The organism is Pinibacter aurantiacus, from assembly GCF_019130065.1.
Classification (GTDB): Bacteria; Bacteroidota; Bacteroidia; order Chitinophagales; family Chitinophagaceae; genus Pinibacter; species Pinibacter aurantiacus.
On sequence record NZ_JAHSPG010000003.1, the window covers coordinates 190,994 to 210,136 of the forward strand.

At 41.3% G+C, this 19,143-nt stretch carries 16 protein-coding genes and 3 tRNA genes; 2 read left to right on the forward strand and 17 right to left on the reverse strand.

Annotated elements, in window-relative coordinates; all coding sequences use genetic code 11:
- Positions 1-144: 144 nt before the first annotated feature.
- From KTO63_RS06625 to rplU, 3 genes are all read right to left on the reverse strand, one after another.
- On the reverse strand, positions 145-354 hold the full coding sequence (locus tag KTO63_RS06625) for a hypothetical protein (RefSeq protein WP_217790450.1): 210 nt from the start codon (positions 352-354) through the stop codon (positions 145-147).
- A 99-nt stretch (positions 355-453) separates the two neighbouring features.
- A complete protein-coding gene (rpmA, locus tag KTO63_RS06630; protein WP_217790451.1) occupies positions 454-720 on the reverse strand; it encodes a 50S ribosomal protein L27 in 267 nt (88 codons plus the stop codon).
- 24 nt (positions 721-744) lie between these two features.
- Entirely contained in the window at positions 745-1,047 is a 303-nt protein-coding gene (gene rplU, locus KTO63_RS06635) for a 50S ribosomal protein L21 (RefSeq protein WP_217790452.1), read from the reverse strand.
- Between the two features lie 137 nt (positions 1,048-1,184).
- Between rplU and KTO63_RS06640 the strand changes: the two genes are divergently transcribed.
- Entirely contained in the window at positions 1,185-2,678 is a 1,494-nt protein-coding gene (locus KTO63_RS06640; RefSeq protein WP_217790453.1) for a GH3 auxin-responsive promoter family protein, read from the forward strand.
- A gap of 245 nt (positions 2,679-2,923) precedes the next feature.
- On the opposite strand, the gene KTO63_RS06645 is transcribed toward KTO63_RS06640, so the two are convergent.
- The 14 genes from KTO63_RS06645 to KTO63_RS06710 form a co-directional block, all read right to left on the reverse strand.
- Positions 2,924-5,161, reverse strand: a complete 2,238-nt coding sequence (locus KTO63_RS06645) for a multiheme c-type cytochrome (protein WP_217790454.1) — start codon at positions 5,159-5,161, stop codon at positions 2,924-2,926.
- 304 nt (positions 5,162-5,465) lie between these two features.
- Positions 5,466-5,538: transfer RNA gene (locus KTO63_RS06650), tRNA-Gly, on the reverse strand.
- Between the two features lie 47 nt (positions 5,539-5,585).
- Positions 5,586-5,671, reverse strand: a tRNA-Leu gene (locus tag KTO63_RS06655).
- 56 nt (positions 5,672-5,727) lie between these two features.
- Positions 5,728-5,800 (reverse strand) — tRNA-Gly (locus KTO63_RS06660).
- 159 nt (positions 5,801-5,959) lie between these two features.
- Entirely contained in the window at positions 5,960-6,172 is a 213-nt protein-coding gene (locus KTO63_RS06665) for a hypothetical protein (protein ID WP_217790455.1), read from the reverse strand.
- 45 nt (positions 6,173-6,217) lie between these two features.
- Positions 6,218-7,243 carry a glycosyltransferase family 2 protein gene (locus KTO63_RS06670; protein WP_217790456.1) on the reverse strand — a complete coding sequence of 342 codons (1,026 nt, stop codon included), beginning with the start codon at positions 7,241-7,243 and terminating at the stop codon, positions 6,218-6,220.
- Between the two features lie 136 nt (positions 7,244-7,379).
- On the reverse strand, positions 7,380-7,808 hold the full coding sequence (locus KTO63_RS06675) for a hypothetical protein (protein WP_217790457.1): 429 nt from the start codon (positions 7,806-7,808) through the stop codon (positions 7,380-7,382).
- A gap of 9 nt (positions 7,809-7,817) precedes the next feature.
- On the reverse strand, positions 7,818-9,524 hold the full coding sequence (locus KTO63_RS06680) for a sodium:solute symporter (RefSeq protein WP_217790458.1): 1,707 nt from the start codon (positions 9,522-9,524) through the stop codon (positions 7,818-7,820).
- The gene (locus tag KTO63_RS06685) at positions 9,521-9,658 is read right to left on the reverse strand and encodes a hypothetical protein (RefSeq protein ID WP_217790459.1); all 138 of its coding nucleotides are present in this window, start codon (positions 9,656-9,658) and stop codon (positions 9,521-9,523) included. Before KTO63_RS06685 ends, KTO63_RS06680 begins: the two co-directional genes overlap by 4 nt.
- Before the next feature lie 23 nt (positions 9,659-9,681).
- Positions 9,682-9,843 carry a hypothetical protein gene (locus tag KTO63_RS06690; protein ID WP_217790460.1) on the reverse strand — a complete coding sequence of 54 codons (162 nt, stop codon included), beginning with the start codon at positions 9,841-9,843 and terminating at the stop codon, positions 9,682-9,684.
- Between the two features lie 16 nt (positions 9,844-9,859).
- Positions 9,860-10,300 (reverse strand): GNAT family N-acetyltransferase, encoded by a 441-nt coding sequence (locus KTO63_RS06695; RefSeq protein ID WP_217790461.1) that lies wholly within the window; start codon positions 10,298-10,300, stop codon positions 9,860-9,862.
- Positions 10,300-12,780, reverse strand: a complete 2,481-nt coding sequence (locus tag KTO63_RS06700; protein ID WP_217790462.1) for a PIG-L family deacetylase — start codon at positions 12,778-12,780, stop codon at positions 10,300-10,302. The genes KTO63_RS06695 and KTO63_RS06700 overlap by 1 nt, the downstream gene beginning before the upstream one ends.
- A 311-nt stretch (positions 12,781-13,091) precedes the next feature.
- Complete coding sequence (locus KTO63_RS06705; protein WP_217790463.1) at positions 13,092-14,201, reverse strand: carboxylate-amine ligase; 1,110 nt, start codon at positions 14,199-14,201, stop codon at positions 13,092-13,094.
- A 124-nt stretch (positions 14,202-14,325) separates the two neighbouring features.
- Positions 14,326-17,583 (reverse strand): TonB-dependent receptor, encoded by a 3,258-nt coding sequence (locus KTO63_RS06710; protein WP_217790464.1) that lies wholly within the window; start codon positions 17,581-17,583, stop codon positions 14,326-14,328.
- Positions 17,584-17,881: 298 nt separating this feature from the next.
- Between KTO63_RS06710 and KTO63_RS06715 the strand changes: the two genes are divergently transcribed.
- Complete coding sequence (locus tag KTO63_RS06715) at positions 17,882-19,108, forward strand: bifunctional 3,4-dihydroxy-2-butanone-4-phosphate synthase/GTP cyclohydrolase II (protein ID WP_217790465.1); 1,227 nt, start codon at positions 17,882-17,884, stop codon at positions 19,106-19,108.
- Positions 19,109-19,143: the final 35 nt, after the last annotated feature.

Consider the following 19,143-nt stretch of genomic DNA (forward strand, 5'->3'; position numbering starts at 1 on the left):
TAGGTCGGAGTTGTACTTAGTTATTCAATTATTTTGAAAAATCCGTGGTCATCAGTCTAATCCGTGTCATCTGTGTGCCAAAATTCCGGGCATAAAAAAAGTCCTGCATTTCTGCAGGACTGTATGTTCATTTTGCTGTAAAGACTATGCTTTTTTAGGAGCAGCTTTCTTAGCAGCTTTTTTAGGAGCAGCTTTTTTAGCTACTTTTTTCGCAGCAGCTTTTTTAGGAGCGGCTTTCTTTGCAGCAGCTTTTTTAGGAGCGGCTTTTTTTGCTACTTTTTTCGCAGCAGCTTTCTTAGGTGCAGCTTTTTTTGCAGCAGCTTTTTTAGGAGCCGCTTTTTTTGCAGTTGCCATGTTTCTTGAATTTAAAATGGTTAGTAAAGAAATATCAGAAGTAAAAATAAAAACTTCTGGGAAACTGCCAAAAAAATTTTGCTATTAAATCAAAAAATATTAAGCCGTAGCCTCAACTGCGTTTACAGAAACGACAGTTTTGTTACCTCTTGATTTTCTGAATTCAACTACACCATCAGTAAGTGCAAACAATGTATAATCTTTACCAACACCGATATTTTTACCAGGATGATAAACAGTACCACGTTGACGAACGATGATGTTACCTGCAGTCGCAGCTTGACCACCATAGATTTTTACACCCAGGCGTTTGCTTTGCGAGTCGCGGCCGTTCTTTACACTACCTTCACCTTTCTTGTGAGCCATGATATAAGTTTTTTATAATTGTGATTATGCGATTTCGTTGATCTTGATCTTTGTATGATGAGTTCTGTGACCGTGTTTCTTACGGAAACCTTTTCTTCTCTTCATTTTAAAAGCGATCACTTTATCACCTTGTACTTGAGCGATGATTTCAGCTTTAACTACAGCTTTTACAGCAGCACCTACTGAAAGGCTACCATCTGTATCTACTAGTAATACTTCTGAAAACTCTACTTTGTCACCGGCATTGCCGCTAACCTTTGGTACATACAAAGTTTGGCCGTTTTCGACCTTAAATTGTTGCCCTGCTATTTTTACTACTGCGAACATAACTTTCCGAATTAAGGAGTGCAAAGGTAAGAGTATTTTACTTTCCAACAAATGTTTATTGCAAAAATGTTTCACGCAAATAATTCAATGTTTTGGTAGATTGCAGCCTGTTATTTTTACTTAACTGTAATAAATCTATGAAATTCAAATCATTTCTTGCCAAACCCTTTGCTTCGTACATCCACAGGCAAATTAAAAAAGGAATGCTTACCGCGCTGGAAGATCAGGAAAATATTTTTAAAGATCTTTTAAAAACGGGCAGCAAGACCACTTTTGGAGAAGATCATAAGCTTTCGGAGGTAAAAACCTATGAGGATTTTAAGAATGCCGTGCCTATTCGCGACTATGAGCAGTTCAAGCCATATATAGAAATGGTAAAGGCCGGCAAACATAATATCCTTTGGAAAGGCCAGCCGATCTATTTCGCCAAAACCTCGGGCACTACAAGCGGCATTAAATACATCCCAATTTCGAAAGAATCTATTGATAATCATATAAATACAGCCCGTAACGCACTTCTTTGTTTCATGGCAGAAACAGGAAATACAGCTTTTGCCGATGGCAAACTGATCTTCCTTTCCGGGTCTCCGGAACTGGAGCGGATTGGCAATATTCCTACAGGAAGGTTGAGCGGCATAGTTAACCACCACGTTCCCAGTTATTTACGCAGTAACCAACTCCCTAGTTACGAAACGAACTGTATTGATGAATGGGAAACGAAGCTGGATAAAATAGTTGAAGAGACTATTAACCAGGACATGACGCTGATTAGTGGCATTCCACCATGGATGCAAATGTATTTTGACCGTATCTCACAGGTGAGTGGCAAAAAAATTAAAGATATTTTCCCAAATCTCTCCGTATTGGTTCATGGCGGCGTAAACTTCGAGCCATACAAAGCAAAACTTTTTGAAAGCGTAGGAAAGGTTTTACCCACTATCGAAACCTACCCTGCTTCTGAAGGTTTCTTCGCTTTCCAGGATTCGCAAAACGCGGAAGGGCTTTTATTAAATACCAACAGCGGAATATTCTTTGAATTTGTTCCTGCGGGTGAAATTTTCGACAAGAACCCAACACGTATTAGTCTTAAAGATGTAAAGGTGGGTGAAAACTATGCCATCATCATTAACAACAACGCTGGTTTGTGGGGCTACAACATTGGAGATACAGTTCGTTTTGTTTCTACCAGTCCTTATCGCATAGTGGTTACAGGAAGGATCAAACATTTTATTTCTGCGTTTGGCGAACACGTTATTGGTGAAGAAGTAGAATATAGCTTGTTGAAAGCTGCACAGGAAGAAGGTGTGCACATCACTGAATTTACTGTGGCGCCGATGATCAAGCAAGATGCAGGAAAGTCTTACCACGAGTGGTTCGTAGAGTTTGAAAATGCCCCCGCAAATATGGCCGAGTTTGCTTTGAAAGTAGACAACAATCTGCGTAGCAAGAATATCTACTACGACGACCTGATCACTGGCAACATTTTGAAACCGTTGGAAATAAAACCTGTTCACAAGAATGGTTTTATCGAATACATGAAGAGTGTTGGTAAGCTGGGCGGACAAAATAAAGTGCCACGACTAAGTAATGATAGAAAACTGGTGGATGAATTAGCAAAATGGACGGATTAATCGAAAATTGAAAGTTGAAAGTTGAAAATGACTTGCGACTTCACATAAATGAGAAAGCAGTCGTTATGACTGCTTTTTTTATTTAGTATATACAACTTCGTCAAATACGTTGTCCATGCTTTGAAGACCAGCGACAAAACCGTGATTGGGCTTTGGTTGCGACGCTCCATTCAACAGTAGTTCATCTATTGAACAAAAGAAAAAATCAGTGTAAATCTGCTAAATCAGCGTCATCTGCGTGCTCCCTAATACCCAAAAACATCTTTTCGAAGTTTAGAATAGTATTCCACCTTACCCTGCTGCTTCATATCACTATAGAATGAGATTAGTCCATTAATAATTGATGGATCATTTCCATAGGTTTTAGTAAACCTTTCAAGTAAAGCGATTGCTTTCCCGGCATCTTCCATATCATGCATAGCTACGGCATATCCGTAATTGAAGGCGGCATTTGATGGCTCGAGTTGGATGGCTTTTTGCAATTCCGCAACGCCTTCTTTTTTATCTCCTTTTCGCACATGCCATAGCGCAAGTGCATAATGAAGAGCACCATTGCGCGGGAAAATTTGCAGTCCTTTATCGAGGATCTCTTTCACCTTCGCTTCGTTTTGTTTCATGCGGTACAAGTCTGCAAGATTCATGTAAAGGCTGCTATTCTTTGGAAACCGATTAATACCCAAAAGATATACTTGTTCTGCATCGTCTACCTTTCCAGTGCCTGCAAAGAGAATTCCCTGGTTAAGATAACCTTCAGGACGGTCGCTCAAATTTCTCTCCATTGTAATAGCTTCATTCATTACAGCATCAAACCTTTGTCTGCCTGCTTGCGGCAATTCGGCGTAAAATGGTAGTAGTACATTCAATGCCTCGCGTCTCACTGTTAACGCCGGATCGTTCAATAAAGGAAGTACTGCAGGCTGTGCAATTGTTGAAGGCAACGGAGAGATGGCGCGCAGTGCGTTAAGCCGCAAATTGGGATCGTTGCTTTTTAGCTGCATGTTTATCTGATCAATGCTGCGTTGTGAATAAAATCTGTTGTTCGTTTCAAGCGCTGTTGCTTTTATAATTGCAGGATAATTTGCAACGGTCATCAGTTCGCTCCATGCGGCATCGCTTCCTGGAATATTCTTTGCAATCAATTGGCTTAATTCTCCATAGGTCTTCTGTTTTGGCAATTTATCACCATACCATTGTGTGAAAAACTTAGTTATCCATTCTGTTGTTTTATCTGTGTGGCATTTATTGCAAGCGTTAGGCGCGTCCATGTTTTTTGATAAATCGGGCCTTGGTATGCGAATGCTGTGATCCCTTCTTCCATCAATTACCATGTAGTTTGTTACAGGCATGTGACAGCCAACGCAAGTCGCCCCACTGCTGTTTTTTTCATGATGCGTGTGTTCTACAACATCAAATTTTTCAGGCGCATGACATGAATAACACAATGCATTCCCTTGAATTTTTATTTGCATCGTATGCGGATCGTGGCAGTTCATGCATGTTACGCCTTGTGCATACATCTTGCTTTGAAGAAAAGATCCGTATTCATAATCTTCCTCTTTTATTTGCCCGTCCTCATAATAATTATTGGTATTGATGGTAGATGGAATATGCGTTTGCAAAAAGGAAGCACCGTGATGATAATTGTCTGAAATGCGTGAGGCTCTTGCATGACAGCGTGCACAGGTTTCAATCAACATATCATTTTTTTCAATCTGCGACGGGTACGCAATGCCTCTTTCTTTGTTGAAAACCCAGCTTACTTTTTTTGAAGAAATATTGATAGCAAAGCCTTTCAAACTGTCGTCCATACTTTTTTTACCTGCCCAATTAATGTGGCCAGAAGCTGGTCCGTGGCATGACTCGCAGGAAACTTTGCTTTCTGTCCATGTACTGTGATAAGTATTTGCGATGAAATCGTAATTTTTAGAATAGTTGGTTGTGTGGCAATCAGCGCACATAAAGTTCCAGTTCTGGTTTATGCCTGTCCAGAACAATTCGTCGCCAGGAAGAATATTTTCTTTGCCATAAATATGGAACCAGCGCTGGCCGCCTTCATTTACCGGCCTTGTATCCCAGCAAAAGGGAAGTGTTTGAATACGTCCGTCGGAAAACTGCACAAGGTACTGCTGCAAAGGCTTCCATCCGAAAGTATAAGAGATAGCAAATTCTTTTTTCTTACCAGTCGAATCAAGAGTTCGAACAAAATAGTGATCACCTTTTTTGTAGAAGAATGAAGTATCACCATGCGAAATAAAAGTGGCATTTTCAAAATTGCCTTTTACAGAGTGTGGTGAAGCGCTGTCCATCGCATGAAAATGATCTGAAGAAAGATAGCGGTCATATTCATTCTGGTGGCAGCTTTTGCATTTCTCTGTCCCCACATATGTTAGTTCAACGGCAGTAGCGGGCCTTGTTGAATCAACGCAGCGATACAAAGCAATAGCCAATAGAATCAATGCAAGTGTTGTTGAGGCAATCTTCATAACGAGCAAGAGTGATTTGCAATATATGAATATAAGAAAGCTTTGATCCTGATTTTAATTATAGAGCGACAATTGTGAAGACTTGAGTGCCTACCATTCTTTTTTAACCACAGAGTTCATGGAGATTTTTTCACAGAGGAAACGGAGATTTGTGCAGCATCCATATCTTAAACCCACCTCTCATTTACTCTGTGAAAAAAACTCCTTTTCTCTGTGGTTAAATTCACCACGTCTGCTTGTGGGCCATCGCGCAAAAAAGTTTGGAGCAAAAAAAAGCAGATAACCTTTCGATTATCTGCTTTTGAGCGGAAGACCGGGCTCGAACCGGCCACCCCGACCTTGGCAAGGTCGTGCTCTACCAAATGAGCTACTTCCGCTTGTTGTAAAGAACTTTATCCTCTATAATAATAGCGCTCTAAAAGAGTACCCGGGATGGGAGTTGAACCCACACGAGCATTGCTGCCCACAGGATTTTAAGTCCTGCGTGTCTACCAGTTCCACCACCCGGGTGACACTATCTTTAAGACAAAAAAAGCAGATAACTGAGGCTATCTGCTTTGTCTCAGAGCGGAAGACCGGGCTCGAACCGGCCACCCCGACCTTGGCAAGGTCGTGCTCTACCAAATGAGCTACTTCCGCTTATTATAAAGAACTTTTTCATCTCAAAATTTCTCTTCGTATTGGCTATCTTGTTGATTTGCTTTTACTTATAAGAGCTTTTGTTATTTTGATTGGGAGTGCAAAGTTATTTTATTTTTTGAACCCTCCAACTTTTTCCCCTACTTTTTCAAATATTTTTTATTTGTATTTCGGAGTGTACTGGGTGCTTTCAGGTACTGCTACATCCGGGTGTCCTTTGTAACGGTGCTGATACAAACCATAACATCCGCCAAGCACAAAAGCTAACACACAAAACACTTGCAGATAAAATATAAATACAGATGAATTAACCCAGTTTTTTGCGAAGTCTTTCTTTGTTGGATCGTCGAAATGTTGTTCGTTCTGTGCCATAAGTTTTTTATTGCATTGCAAAAATAAAGGTTGAAACTATTCAATTCATTTTTTGGTGCCGAGAATTTCAGAAAATCTTTTCTCACCCAGTATAAAATGTTTCCATACGATGCTATGGGTATAGTATCCATGCAGTTTTCCAATTCGCTTTTTTGCAAACACACTTTTCTTTCTCTCGAAAAATAACCACTTCAAAAAGCTTGCATGCGCTCTCAGGATCGCGGTGATATAATGTGTTTCACCCGCCAGCAATGTCTTCCAGGCGCTTATAGCATCCAGCAAAAACCTGTAGGGTATTTTCCATAGCGCCATTGCAACGGGCAGATTCTTTGCCATCATGACCAAATTATTCCGGAAGTTGAGATACACTTTTCTTTCGTTTCCTTTGGGCAATGTTCCTCCTCCAACGTGGTACACGACGGATTTTGGACAGGCCATGATTTTGTATCCATGTAACTGCATTCTCCAGCACAAATCTATCTCCTCCTGGTGTGCAAAGAAATATTCATCCAGCCCGCCAAGCTCTCTGTATACTTCGCTTCTTACGAACATGGCGGCTCCGCTGGCCCAGAATATTTGTGCTATGTCATCGTACTGCCCGTGGTCTTCCTCACAAATGTCAAATATTCTTCCCCGCGCAAAGGGATAACCAAGTCTGTCCAACCACCCTCCTGCTGCACCGGCGTATTCAAATAATCTTTTATCAGAAAACATGCGCAGTTTAGGTTGACAGGCCCCGATATTCTCATCGCTCTCCATGAGCTCGATAACAGGTTCGATCCAGCCGCTTTCAACTTCTACATCTGAATTCAGCAAAACAAAATAATCGGCTTCTACCAGTTTTAATGCTTCGTTGTAGCCTTTTGCAAAGCCGAAGTTTTCCGATAGCCTTAATATTTTTATTTCGGGATAATTTTTCTGAACAAATTCGACAGAATCATCGGTGGACGCGTTATCAGCCATCACTATTTCAACATTTGAGTATGTTGAGGCAAGGACGGAAGGAAGGAATTGCTGCAAATGTTTTTGCCCATTCCAGTTTAAGATAACGACTGATACTTTTGGTTGCAAGGATTATTCTTTAATCAAATATTCTTAAAAATAAGGCTTGCGAAGATAAGAGATTACTTAGTTATAAGTTGTTAGTTGCTAGTTGTTGGTGTTAGCAATTCCTGAAATTTGCCTTTTACGGTGTTCGCAAACAGTTTTATTGAATCTTTTCAAATGTACAAAAGGTTGTAGATGCATTTAAATCCGGCTGAATGGCCATTGCCTGGATCCTAAAAGTTTTCCCTGTAACTACCCAACTAAAATCATAATACACGAAAGAACTTATTTGAGAGTTGATTGAGCGAACACCTATCTTCCCGTCTTTAAACTCATATTCAAATGTTTGCAGCTCGGGATGGGCGGGTGCGGTTATATTGTCACGGTAAGCTTTGGAATTGAAGAACAGACTGGGCTTGCCATTTGTAGCGGACACGACAAGGGTGTCAGCCCGTGAATCTACCTTTACGTAGGTTCCCCTGAAAACGTCTGAAGCCGCGTCATAACTGGGACTTGCAGAGGTTGAACTTTTTGTACACGACAACATCATAACCGGCACTACCAACAATAAAAGTAAAAATCTGCACATCTTTCTGGTTTATTGCTTTGACAACTTAAGCAGATTGAACGTTGCATGTATTATTAACGCTACTGCAACTACGCCCAATGCCCCAATCAGGTTTAACCATAAAAACCCGATATTGCTTTTCCAAAACAACAGAATTATGGCTAATTCTACAAATAAGGCGCTTGCAAACACGGCGTTGCCTTTCACCTTTTTACAATAAAATGCCACGAGAAAAATACCGAGGATCACACCATAAAACAATGAGCCCAAAACGTTTACCGCCTCAATTAGACTCCCCATGTTATTGGCGAATTGAGCTATTATAATACAAAATATACCCCAGGCAAGACTATAATAGCGGGATATGGAATAATCTTTCATCTCTGTACAAGATGTATTGATAAACTTTTTATGAATATCTACAACGGTGCTGGATGCAAGAGAATTTAGCGCCGCCGCAATGCTTCCCCAGCTTGCCAGGAAAATCACGGCGATCAATAATCCAACGAGCCCTTTTGGTAGATAATCAACTACAAACCTTATAAAAATGTAATTCGTGTCGCTCGCATCCCCGCCGACTTCTTTTTTCAAAACGTCTTTTAAACCTGTTCTTATTTTCTCGCTTTCTGCGTTTACATTTCTTAGCTCCTCTACCGTTGAAACTGACGCTCCGCCATTCTTTTCTTCCTGAACAAATGTTGTTGAGAGCTTTTTTTTCTTTGCCGACAAAAGATTGTATTGCTGCTCCATTGCCTTCAACGTGTCCTTCCCGGGCGAGGCGGCAAGTTTATTCACTTGTGCCTGGTTGAAAAAAATCGGTGCCTGGTTAAACTGGTAGAATGTAAATATCAAAGCACCGATCAGCAAAATCAAAAACTGCATCGGCACTTTTACAATGCCGTTCATTAACAAACCTGTTTTACTTTCTGCGACATTTTTGGCTGTGAGATAGCGCCCTACCTGGCTTTGATCGGTCCCAAAATAAGACAGTGCGAGAAAGAAGCCTCCTATCAACCCGCTCCAAATATTATAACGGTCGCTCCAGTTAAATCCTTTTTCACCATTGCCACTTGTTATCACATTTAATTTTCCCAGCTTACCACTCACCTTTAAGGCGTCAACAAAACCAACGCCTTCAGGCAGCAAATGCACGACCATATAGGCTGCTAAAAACATTCCCGCAAATATGATGATGAGTTGCAGCTGCTGTGTATATGCAACGGCCTTGGCGCCGCCGGTTACGGTATAGATAATGAGCAGGCCTCCCATGAAAATGTTTGTCCAGTATATGTTCCAGCCTAATAACGATGACAAAATAATTGACGGTGCGTAGATACTTATGCCTGTTGAAAGCCCTCTTTGTAATAGAAACAGAAACGAAGTAAGCGTTCTTGTTTTGAGATCAAATCGCTCTTCTAAATATTCGTATGCAGTGTAAATTTTTAGCCTGTGAAAAACGGGAACAAATGTGATGCATAATACAACCATGGCAAGCGGCAAACCAAAGTAATATTGCACGAATCGCATTCCGTCTGTATATGCCTGTCCGGGAGCTGAAAGAAATGTAATGGCACTGGCCTGCGTTCCCATTATACTAAGTAAAATGAGATACCATGGCATGCTCCGGTTGCTTAAAAAATAACCGTCCAGATTTTTTGTCGTACGGCTTTTATACAATCCATAACCAATGATGATGAGTAAAGTAACTGCCAGTACTATCCAATCTATAAAGCTCATGAAAAGTATTTAGTAAATAATTGAAACAATACAATAAGCAACGCAAGAATGACTATAACAAGCGTGTACCATGTGCGCCAGCTTTTAAAAACCGGGGCTACATCTTCATCTGTATTTGCTTTTATGTTGCTCATTTGTATGTTCGATTTATTGCAGATTATTTGCGGCCGGAGATCAACATGCCCGCCATCCAGCCCAGGCCAAGCCCAATGATCAAGCCAACTGAAACGCGTTTAATAAATGCGCCGATTATCAATCCCAAGATCACACAAAGCAGTATTCCAATATCTCTTCTTCCTTGTTGTTTCGGTTTGCTCATGATTATTTGTTTCCCATTATTGTAAACTGAGATCGCAATTGATCTCGATGCGATCAATTACAGCTCCCATTTTTTCGTAAAAGCCAATGGCATTTTCGTTCCACGACGATACCTGCCAGCGAACCTTTTTGCATTTTTCATTTCTTGCAGTGTCTATTATTTCTTTTAGAAGCGACACTCCTATGTTTTGTGCCCTAAACTTTTCCTGTACGTACAAATCATCGAGATATACGGCTTTCCCTGACCACGAATAGTACGCAAAAAAATATGTTGCGAACCCTACTATCACTCCATCCACTTCCGCAACCTTGCATCTAAACACATCTTTATCCTCCTTCATTTGATCAAGTGTGACATATACTTTTTCCGGAGTTTTCTGGAACACCGCAAACTCCTGTATCAATGCAAGAATCACTGAAAAATCGTTTTCATTCGCTTGCCTGATTGTAAGCGGCATTATTTCTGATTTTTGTTTAATGCAATAATATTCGCCATCAAACGATATGCGCCCGGAACACCGGCTGGAAGCTCTCTGAAGAAAACCAATCCAGTGTAAACAAAAGTTCCTTTGCCATATTTCGTGGTGATCAAACTTCCCTCATCATCAGATTCTCCCGGATCATGCATGGAGAAAATTGTTTCATAATGTTTGTCCCAATTTGTTGCATGGTAGATACTACGTTCCTGTATCCAGCCGTCAAAGTCTTTCGATGTTATTTTGTTAGGGAAATTCAATACCTGGTGCTCGGGTTGCAAAATTTTAACTGCAGCATTTTCATCTGTTATGCGTGCTCGTGAAATACCGAAATCGTAAGGCCCGATCTTAGCTTTTACCGGCCCAATTTGATTGGAGGTGTTGTACTGCACTATTAAGTTTCCGCCATTTTCTACATACTGCATCAGCAATGAATGGTATGTGTTTAACCAATCGTAAATATTATACGCTCTAACTCCGGTAATGATCGCATCAAATTGCGACAGAATTCCGGATGCTATATTTTTCTCGTCAAGAAAAGTAACATCGTAACCCATTTGAGCAAGCGCTTCTGGAACTTTATCGCCTGCGCCTTTAATGTAGCCTATCTTTTTGCCTACGGTTTTCACATCAACCAATACATTTCTCACAACAGCATTGGAGAAGTAGTTGATGTTAGGAATATGATCGTATTGAATTTTGCGCAGCACCTTTGCGGCTTCTTTTTGCGGCTGCTGATAAAGGTTCATATCATATTCACCAGCGGCGTTATTGCCGTAAAAACTCATGTCAAATGGATGGGAGAAAACTGCGTACTGGCCTTTCTTCAAACCTTTTGTATCATCAACCAGGAGTTTGTCATTTTCGTAGATCTTAACATCAGCAATATCTTTATTGGCAATGTATTTTACTTCTTGCGTAAATGTTTTTCCACTTCCTGAAATCATCATGTTGAGCGGACTTGGAATCTCTAGGCGGTATGCAGGAAGAATCACAAGCGGCTCATACAACTCTCCTTTTACAGGATCAGTGTATTTATATAATAATGGCTTTTTGTAAGTAAGCTCTTGTCCGTTTACAGAAATCACAAAGGTTGCTTCGAAGGCCGGATCATTTTGCGGCTTGCCGATCAACGTTTGATCATTTACGGTAAAGCTTCCTTTTTGCATGGGTTCTACTAACCAATATGGTTGAGACAAGGCGTTGTCCGATGCAACAGAAAGGGTTGTTGGAAAACTAAATGATTTATTTGTTTCGAGATCCTGTTTGCCTGCAATTTCCTTGTTGCCTATTTCAGCTTTAACCAAAGAAACTTTTACGTCTTCGCGATTGTTGATGTTCAGGTTTACAGGCATTGAATCTCCCTGCACTGCATATTCCTGGTTGGTGCTGGCTTCCATGTACAAACCTGCGCACGCTTCAATGAGTTGCTGCACTTCTGCCAGCTTTCTTTCTTTCCAATAACCGTCTTTCAATTTGCTGATCGATTGGTACAGTGTAACCAGTGCCGGAACAGACTTTCCCGGTTCTGCCGACGAATAGTTTTTAATGATCGCGTCTACCTGTGCAGCAATTGCTTTGCCTCCTTCTACCCTGTTCCATGTGGTGATCACATCATCCATCAGGTCTGTTTTGGGATTGCTACCCAGTGTGGTTTTGAAGTATTCATAAGACTGTCCTCTTGTAGAGGCCACACCAAATCCCTGGCTCTTATGCTGGCTGCGGCTTTGTGCAGCCATTTCTCCATAGCTTTTTCCAAGCAGTGGGTTGTAACCGCCGATATCCATTTTGAACTGATCCTCGCTGGTTGTATTTGCGCCTCCAAAATTGAAGGTGTTCCACAAAATTCTTTTTGCCTGCCATGGTTTTACGCCAAAAGCAAATTGCTCAGGAAACCGCTTTGGATCAGCTGCGGCAATAAATGCTTCGCGTGCGATAACGGCAGATGCAGAGTGGTGTCCGTGACCGGCCCGACTGTCTTCCGGAAATCTCGTAACGATGACATCTGGTTGAAATTTGCGGATAACCCAAACCGCATTTGCCAACACTTTTTCTTCGCCCCATGTTTTCAATGCTTCTTCTGTGCTTTTTGAGAAACCAAAGTCGAAGGCTGTTGAAAAAAATTGTTCGGCGCCGTCGATTCTTCTGGCCGCCAGCAATTCTTGCGTGCGGATCAAACCGAGTTCCACGCCCTGTTCGTTGCCGATCAGGTTCTGTCCGCCATCGCCACGTGTCAGCGACAAATAACCGGTGCGGTATAGTTTTTCTTTTGATAAATAAGCCAGCAACTTCGTGTTTTCATCATCGGGGTGTGCGGCAAAGTATAAAACCGAACCAAGTACATTCAGTTTTTTCAACCCGGACAAAATATCTGCGCTGCTATAGGTTGCAGGTGCCTGGGCATTCACAATGTTGCAAATCAGCAAAACTACCAACAGAAAAACGTTCGCTATTTTTTTCATCTGTTTCTTTATGTTTTGTTTTGGTCGGATACCCGCCTGAATGACCTTTGGTCGGGCAGGGAATTCGCATGGAATACTCTCGCCTTTGTGCGACGATTTGTATCATGGTCATTTCATCCGCTATTTATTTAGATTAAAAAGGTCGGAATAAACCGTCACGAAATTAAGTGAAAAGAATTGTAGCGTGTTGCCGCTGGTGGATTAGAGAGTGGAGTTTATGGTTGATTGTTGTTGGTTGTTAGCTTTTATTGTAAACAAACTGTTGCCATTTTGTCTGTTACCGGGGCGGGCTGGGCGAATGCAATTCACCCCTACTTCAAAAACTCCTCATGAATAAAATCAACGACCTTCACAAGGTCACCACCTGTTTCCTCGTAAATTTTTAGTTGTCGGTCGGCGCCCGTGCCGTTCTCGAGAATGGATTGCACGTGTGTAATAACATGCCTGCTACCCAGATCATCCACTACATCATCAACAAAGTCGAGCAGTTCGTTGATCAGGACCCGGGTATTTACCTCTTCTTCTTTGCCAAAGTCGATCAATCTCCCATCAATCCCATAGCGGCTGGCCCTCCATTTGTTTTCGTTGATCAGCGCCCGGGAATACTGGATGTAGTTCATGTTTTGCAAACGCAGCTTGTAAATTTTAGCACACACGGCCTGAAACAAGGCCGCGAGGGCAATGGTTTCGCTGGTGGTCAACGGCACATCGCAGATGCGAAATTCAACGGTATTGTAAAAAGGATGTACGCGCAGATCCCACCATATCTTCTTCGCGTTGTCGATGCAATTGGTTTTCACGAGTAGCTTGATATAGTTGTCGTATGCTTCGATACTTTCAAATGCCTCGGGAATACCTGTGCGGGGAAATTTGTCAAAGACTTTTGTTCTGTATGATTTGTACCCCGTTTTTCTTCCTTCCCAAAACGGAGAATTGGTGCTCAGCGCAAATATGTGAGGCAAAAAATATCGTGTAGAATTAGCAATGTGGTTTGCCATTTCCCTGTTCTGCATACCAACGTGCACGTGCAGGCCAAAAATCAGATTGCTTCTTGCGGCTTCCTGAAACTCATTGATCATTTCGTCGTAGCGCACATGCGCTGTGATCAATTGTTTTTGCCAATGACTAAATGGATGCGTGCCTGCCGCACCGAGCCATAAATTGTTCTCATCTGCAATGCCGGCCAGTGTTTGGCGCAAGCTGGTAATGTCACGAAGAACCTCGTCAATATTGTTACAAATGTCTGTGCCTACTTCCACTACTGCCTGGTGCATTTCAGCTTTCACTTTGTCATTAATGAGCTTTTGGCCTTCCAGCACCAACTTCTGGTCATGACTTATCAACTCCCTTGTAGAAGGGTCAATAACCATGTATTCTTCTTCTACGCCTAAAGTAAAATGTGTGAAATTAAGGTTCGACATAAAATGGCAAGTTCAATTGCATCTCAATATTAAGGCAAATAATGAAAGCTCTCTGATAATTTTTCCAACAAAAAAAGGTGATGCTTTTTGAGCATCACCTTTCGTTTATAAAACAGATTATGTTTTAGAATGTGTAACGAAGACCGATCTGCATGTTCCAACGAGATGTGAAATCAGCATAAGCCCATGGTTTGCCAGTGTATTTGTTCAAACCAAAAGCTGGGTCAAATGTAACTTTCGGATTAGCCGGATCGAAAGTAGTGTATTGTTGTTCAGCTGGAACACCGCTTCCTGTGAATTTGCTTGCAGCAGTTGGCGCAGCTACGTTAAGCGGCTGAAGCTCCTGGTTGCTCGCGTAGTAAGCATGTCCCCATTTGTTGCTCAACAAGTTTCCAATGTTGAAGATATCGAAAGACACTTCAAGAGAGTGAGTTTTGTAGAACTTGAAACCTTGTACCACTTTAAGGTCAAAGTGGTTTTCCCAAGGCAAACGGGTACCGTTACGGCTTGTATTTTTACCAATATGATCCTTAGTATATTCGGTAGAGTTCATGTAGTTCAAGAAACCTTGATACTGTTGCTCAGGAGTGTACTTAACACCAGTTACGTTACCAGCAGAGTTGGTATTGTACAGGTAAGCAAAGTCAGCAGCAGAAGTTGGCATGTAAATCAAGTCAGCACTGTTACTTGTGTTAACAGATGTTTTAGTTGTACCATCATCACCGTTCAAGTCACCGAAGTAAACATAAGAAAGTGTCTGACCTTGGTAACCGTTGTACACCAAGCCAACTGAAGTATAGAATTTACCGTAATTGAATTTCTTGCTAACGTATGCTTTTACAGCAGAACCCTGATCGTAGTTATTTCTTGCAAGGTCAAGATTACCCAAACCGTTAACGTTATAAGCGAAACGGTAGTTAGACAATGCAGTAGAAGAAGTACCATCATTCAAACCGTAAGAGTGACCAAGGCTATAAGAAACCATACCTGTCCAGCCTTGAGCAAATGGTTTTACAAACTGAACAGTTACGTTATAAGCATAACCTTTGTCTGTATTTTTCAACAAAATGATGTTGCTGTAGTTTGTACCATCAACTTGTGAACCATAGAACGGACGTGTTGTGCTGCCCAAATGCAATACTTGTGTAGATGCAGCAAGGTTCAAATCCTGGTAAGCGATGTCTTGCAAAGTTTTTGTGTAGATACCTTCGATTGTTCCAATGATACCCCAAGGTAATTTACGGTCAACCGCTAAGTTAGCTCTGAAGGTACGTGGGAATTTGAAGTCATGAGAAGTTACGTCAACCTCATTTCTTGCAGGACCCGCACCACTTGAAGGATTACCCGGAGTGAAACGGATGTTGTTAAGATCTGAAGCACTTGCAGTGTATCTGTTGATAAGAACACCTGTACCACCATATTGGTTAGATATCCAAACCAAAGGAATACGGCCAGTGAACAAACCTGCACCACCACGAACGATAGTTGTTTTATCACCTTTAACATCCCATGTAAAACCGATACGTGGAGAAACCAATACTTTAGTTGAAGGCACTTTATCAGTTGCTACATTGTATTGTTTTGCAATATCAGATGAGTTGAATTTATCATTCACACCTGGTTTGTTAAAGAACACAGGGATATCAGCTCTTACACCGTAAGTCAATTTGAAGTTGTTGTTCACACGGAAAACATCCTGTGCGTAAACGCTAAATTGAGCAGCATGGATCTCAGCAGAACCATCGCTTCCTTTTTGAGCTGGTGAGAAGTAGCTATAGCTGTTTGGTTTCGCGTTGTTGTAGAAATCTGACATGCTGTTGTAACCATAGTTACCGTAGATGTTTTGTACAAACAAGTTGTTAGTGTTGTAGATCTCGTTGTTTGTACCTACTGTAAATACGTGTTTACCAGCATAGATATTAAAGTTATCTGTGATGGTGATGATATCCTGGCTCAATTTGTTGGCACCAGAGCTATTTTCAGTACCGAATGCATAAGTCAAAGAACCGTCTTTAACTCTTACATAAGGGAAAGCTTCACCCGGCGTTTCACGTCTATCTCTTGTTGAAGTGTAAGTAACACGAGCAACGTTAGAGTATTTGCTAGAAAAATTCGTGTTCAATTCCAATACAGTTGAGTTATTGGTACTAGCAAAGTAGTAACCGTTGTTCATGAACTGCATTGTATTTTGACCATCACTGATTACGAATGAACGACCATCAGTATAGCTATGACGCAAAGTCAATTTGTTTTTTGCGTTGATGTTCCAGTCGATACGAGCAAAGATCGCATCAGACTCTCTTGTTTTGTTGATGCCGTTGTAAGCACCTGGATCGTAGCTCCAACCAGCGTGTTTAGATTCGTCTTTCAACCAGTTGGAAAGAGAATCCATGGTTGAAGTTTTTACGTTAGAACCTGCAGAACCTGGTTGAAAATCCAATGGGCTAGAGCGTCTTTCACCTTCGTAGTTTACGAAGAAGAACAATTTATTCGCAATGATCGGACCACCTAAACGAGCACCAAAAGTGTTGTCGTGGAACTTACCATATTTAGATTTGTCGTTTGCGCTTTTACCAACAAAATTCTGGTTTTGGTTGAACCCGTAGATAGAACCATGGAATTCGTTAGAGCCAGAACGTGTTACAGCGTTCAAGCCGCCACCTGTGAAACCACCTTGCGTTACATCGTATGGAGCCAACACAACCTGAACCTGCTCGATCGCATCGAAAGGTATTGGGTTGATACCAGCTTGTCCACCGTTTGTTCCGCTCGCAGCCAAACCAAAGATATCAGTAGAGTTAACACCATCAATAGTGAACTGGTTGTATCTGTTACTTTGACCTGCGAAAGAGATACCCATTGTAGAACCATCAGAAGCGTTGCTTCTTGCCTGGGCTTGTGGCACCAAACGAGCGAAGTCGTTAACGTTACGTGTAATGGTAGGTAATTGTGTCAATTGCTGTTGGCTGATCTGCATAGAAGGACCAACCTTTTCTTTAGCAACAAGACTTCTCTTTCCTGTTACACTAACTTCAGTAAGCGTTTGCATGGTTGAAGTCATTACAGGAGTAAGTCTTGTATCCTCACCTACCTGAAGATAAAGGTCATTGTAGGTAATTTTTTCTAACCCTACATAAGACACTTCTACTTTATAAGGACCGCCAACACGCATGTTTGGCAAATCGAATAAACCATCTTTTCTAGAAACAGTGTGGTACACCGTTCCTGAAGGGGTGTGGGTAGCCGTGATTGTTGCACCAACCAACGGTTCGTTTTTTTCGGACTTAACTACCCCGGTCATATTACTGGTAGTTACCTGCGCATGAAGTACGGCTGTAAAAGCCATAAACATCATAAGCAGTTGGGCGATTTTCTTAAGCATATAATGTTAAAATTTTCAGCTGCAAAGAAACTAATTAAGTTGCTATGGAATATTAACAAATTGTTAGCATGCATTAAGACAATAAAAATATTTCAATAGCCGCGTCTTTTATTAACAATCTATTTAATTTTTTCATCATTTATACCGACTTTATTCAAAAAGCACCTTTAAAAATTCAGACAAAGCTCATATGTAAAAAATAAATAATCGAAAGTGATTTCTAACGATATGTGAAACATCTTGTTGAATGTTTACGGATGTGATTGTCTTACCTTTGTTCAAACTTTAACAGAATCATATGCTGAATACGATAGAAAGTGCAATAGATGATATAAAACAAGGCAAACTGATAATTGTGGTGGATGATGAGGATAGAGAAAATGAAGGCGACTTCGTAACGGCTGCTCACAATGTTACCCCGGAAGTAATCAACTTTATGAGCAAATATGGGCGCGGCCTTATATGCGCTCCCCTGATCGAAGAAAGATGTGATGAACTCGAACTCGACCTGATGGTTAATAATAATACAGCTTTGCACGAAACGGCTTTTACCGTTTCGATCGATCTTCTTGGGCATGGCTGTACCACAGGCATTTCTGCACACGACCGCGCCAAAACCATTCAAGCCCTTATTGATAAAAAAACAAAACCGGAGGATCTCGGTCGTCCCGGACATATATTTCCTTTAAGAGCTAAAAAGGGCGGCGTTCTCAGACGTGCCGGCCACACCGAAGCAACCATTGACCTTGCCCGATTGGCTGGATTTGAACCTGCGGGTGTTTTGGTTGAAATTATGAACGAAGATGGTTCCATGGCAAGACTGCCCGAACTTATGGAAATAGCCAAACAGCATAATTTCAAAATCATTTCCATTAAGGACCTTATTGAATATCGCCTCAAAACCGATTCTCTTATCGAAGAAGTGGTAAAGGTGGACATGCCAACCAAATACGGTCATTTTAAATTAGTGGCTTTCCGAGAAAAACATACGCAAAATGAGCACCTTGCCCTTATTAAAGGGGAATGGCAAAAAGAAGAAGCCGTTTTGGTACGTGTGCATTCTTCCTGCTTTACAGGAGATATTTTGGGCTCGCTTCGCTGCGACTGTGGCGAACAACTTGAACTGGCGATGCAAATGGTGGAAAAAGAAGGCAAAGGCATTGTATTATATATGAACCAGGAAGGACGTGGCATTGGTTTGTTAAACAAACTAAGGGCTTACAAACTCCAGGAAGAAGGAATGGACACGGTTGAAGCAAACTTGCATTTGGGTTTTCCAATGGATAAAAGGGATTACGGCGTGGGCGCACAGATCCTCAGATATCTTGGCGTCACCAATATTAAACTGATTAGCAACAACCCGAGAAAACGCAGTGGCCTTTCTGGCTACGGTCTTGAAATTGTCGACACCGTTCCCGTAAAAGTTAAACCCAATCCCCACAACGAAAAATATCTTAAAACCAAGAGAGATAAGTTGGGGCATCAGATTTTGAATGAAGAGCAAACGGGGGGATTTGAAGTGTAATTAATAATTAATAAAGAATAATTAATAGAAGGGCC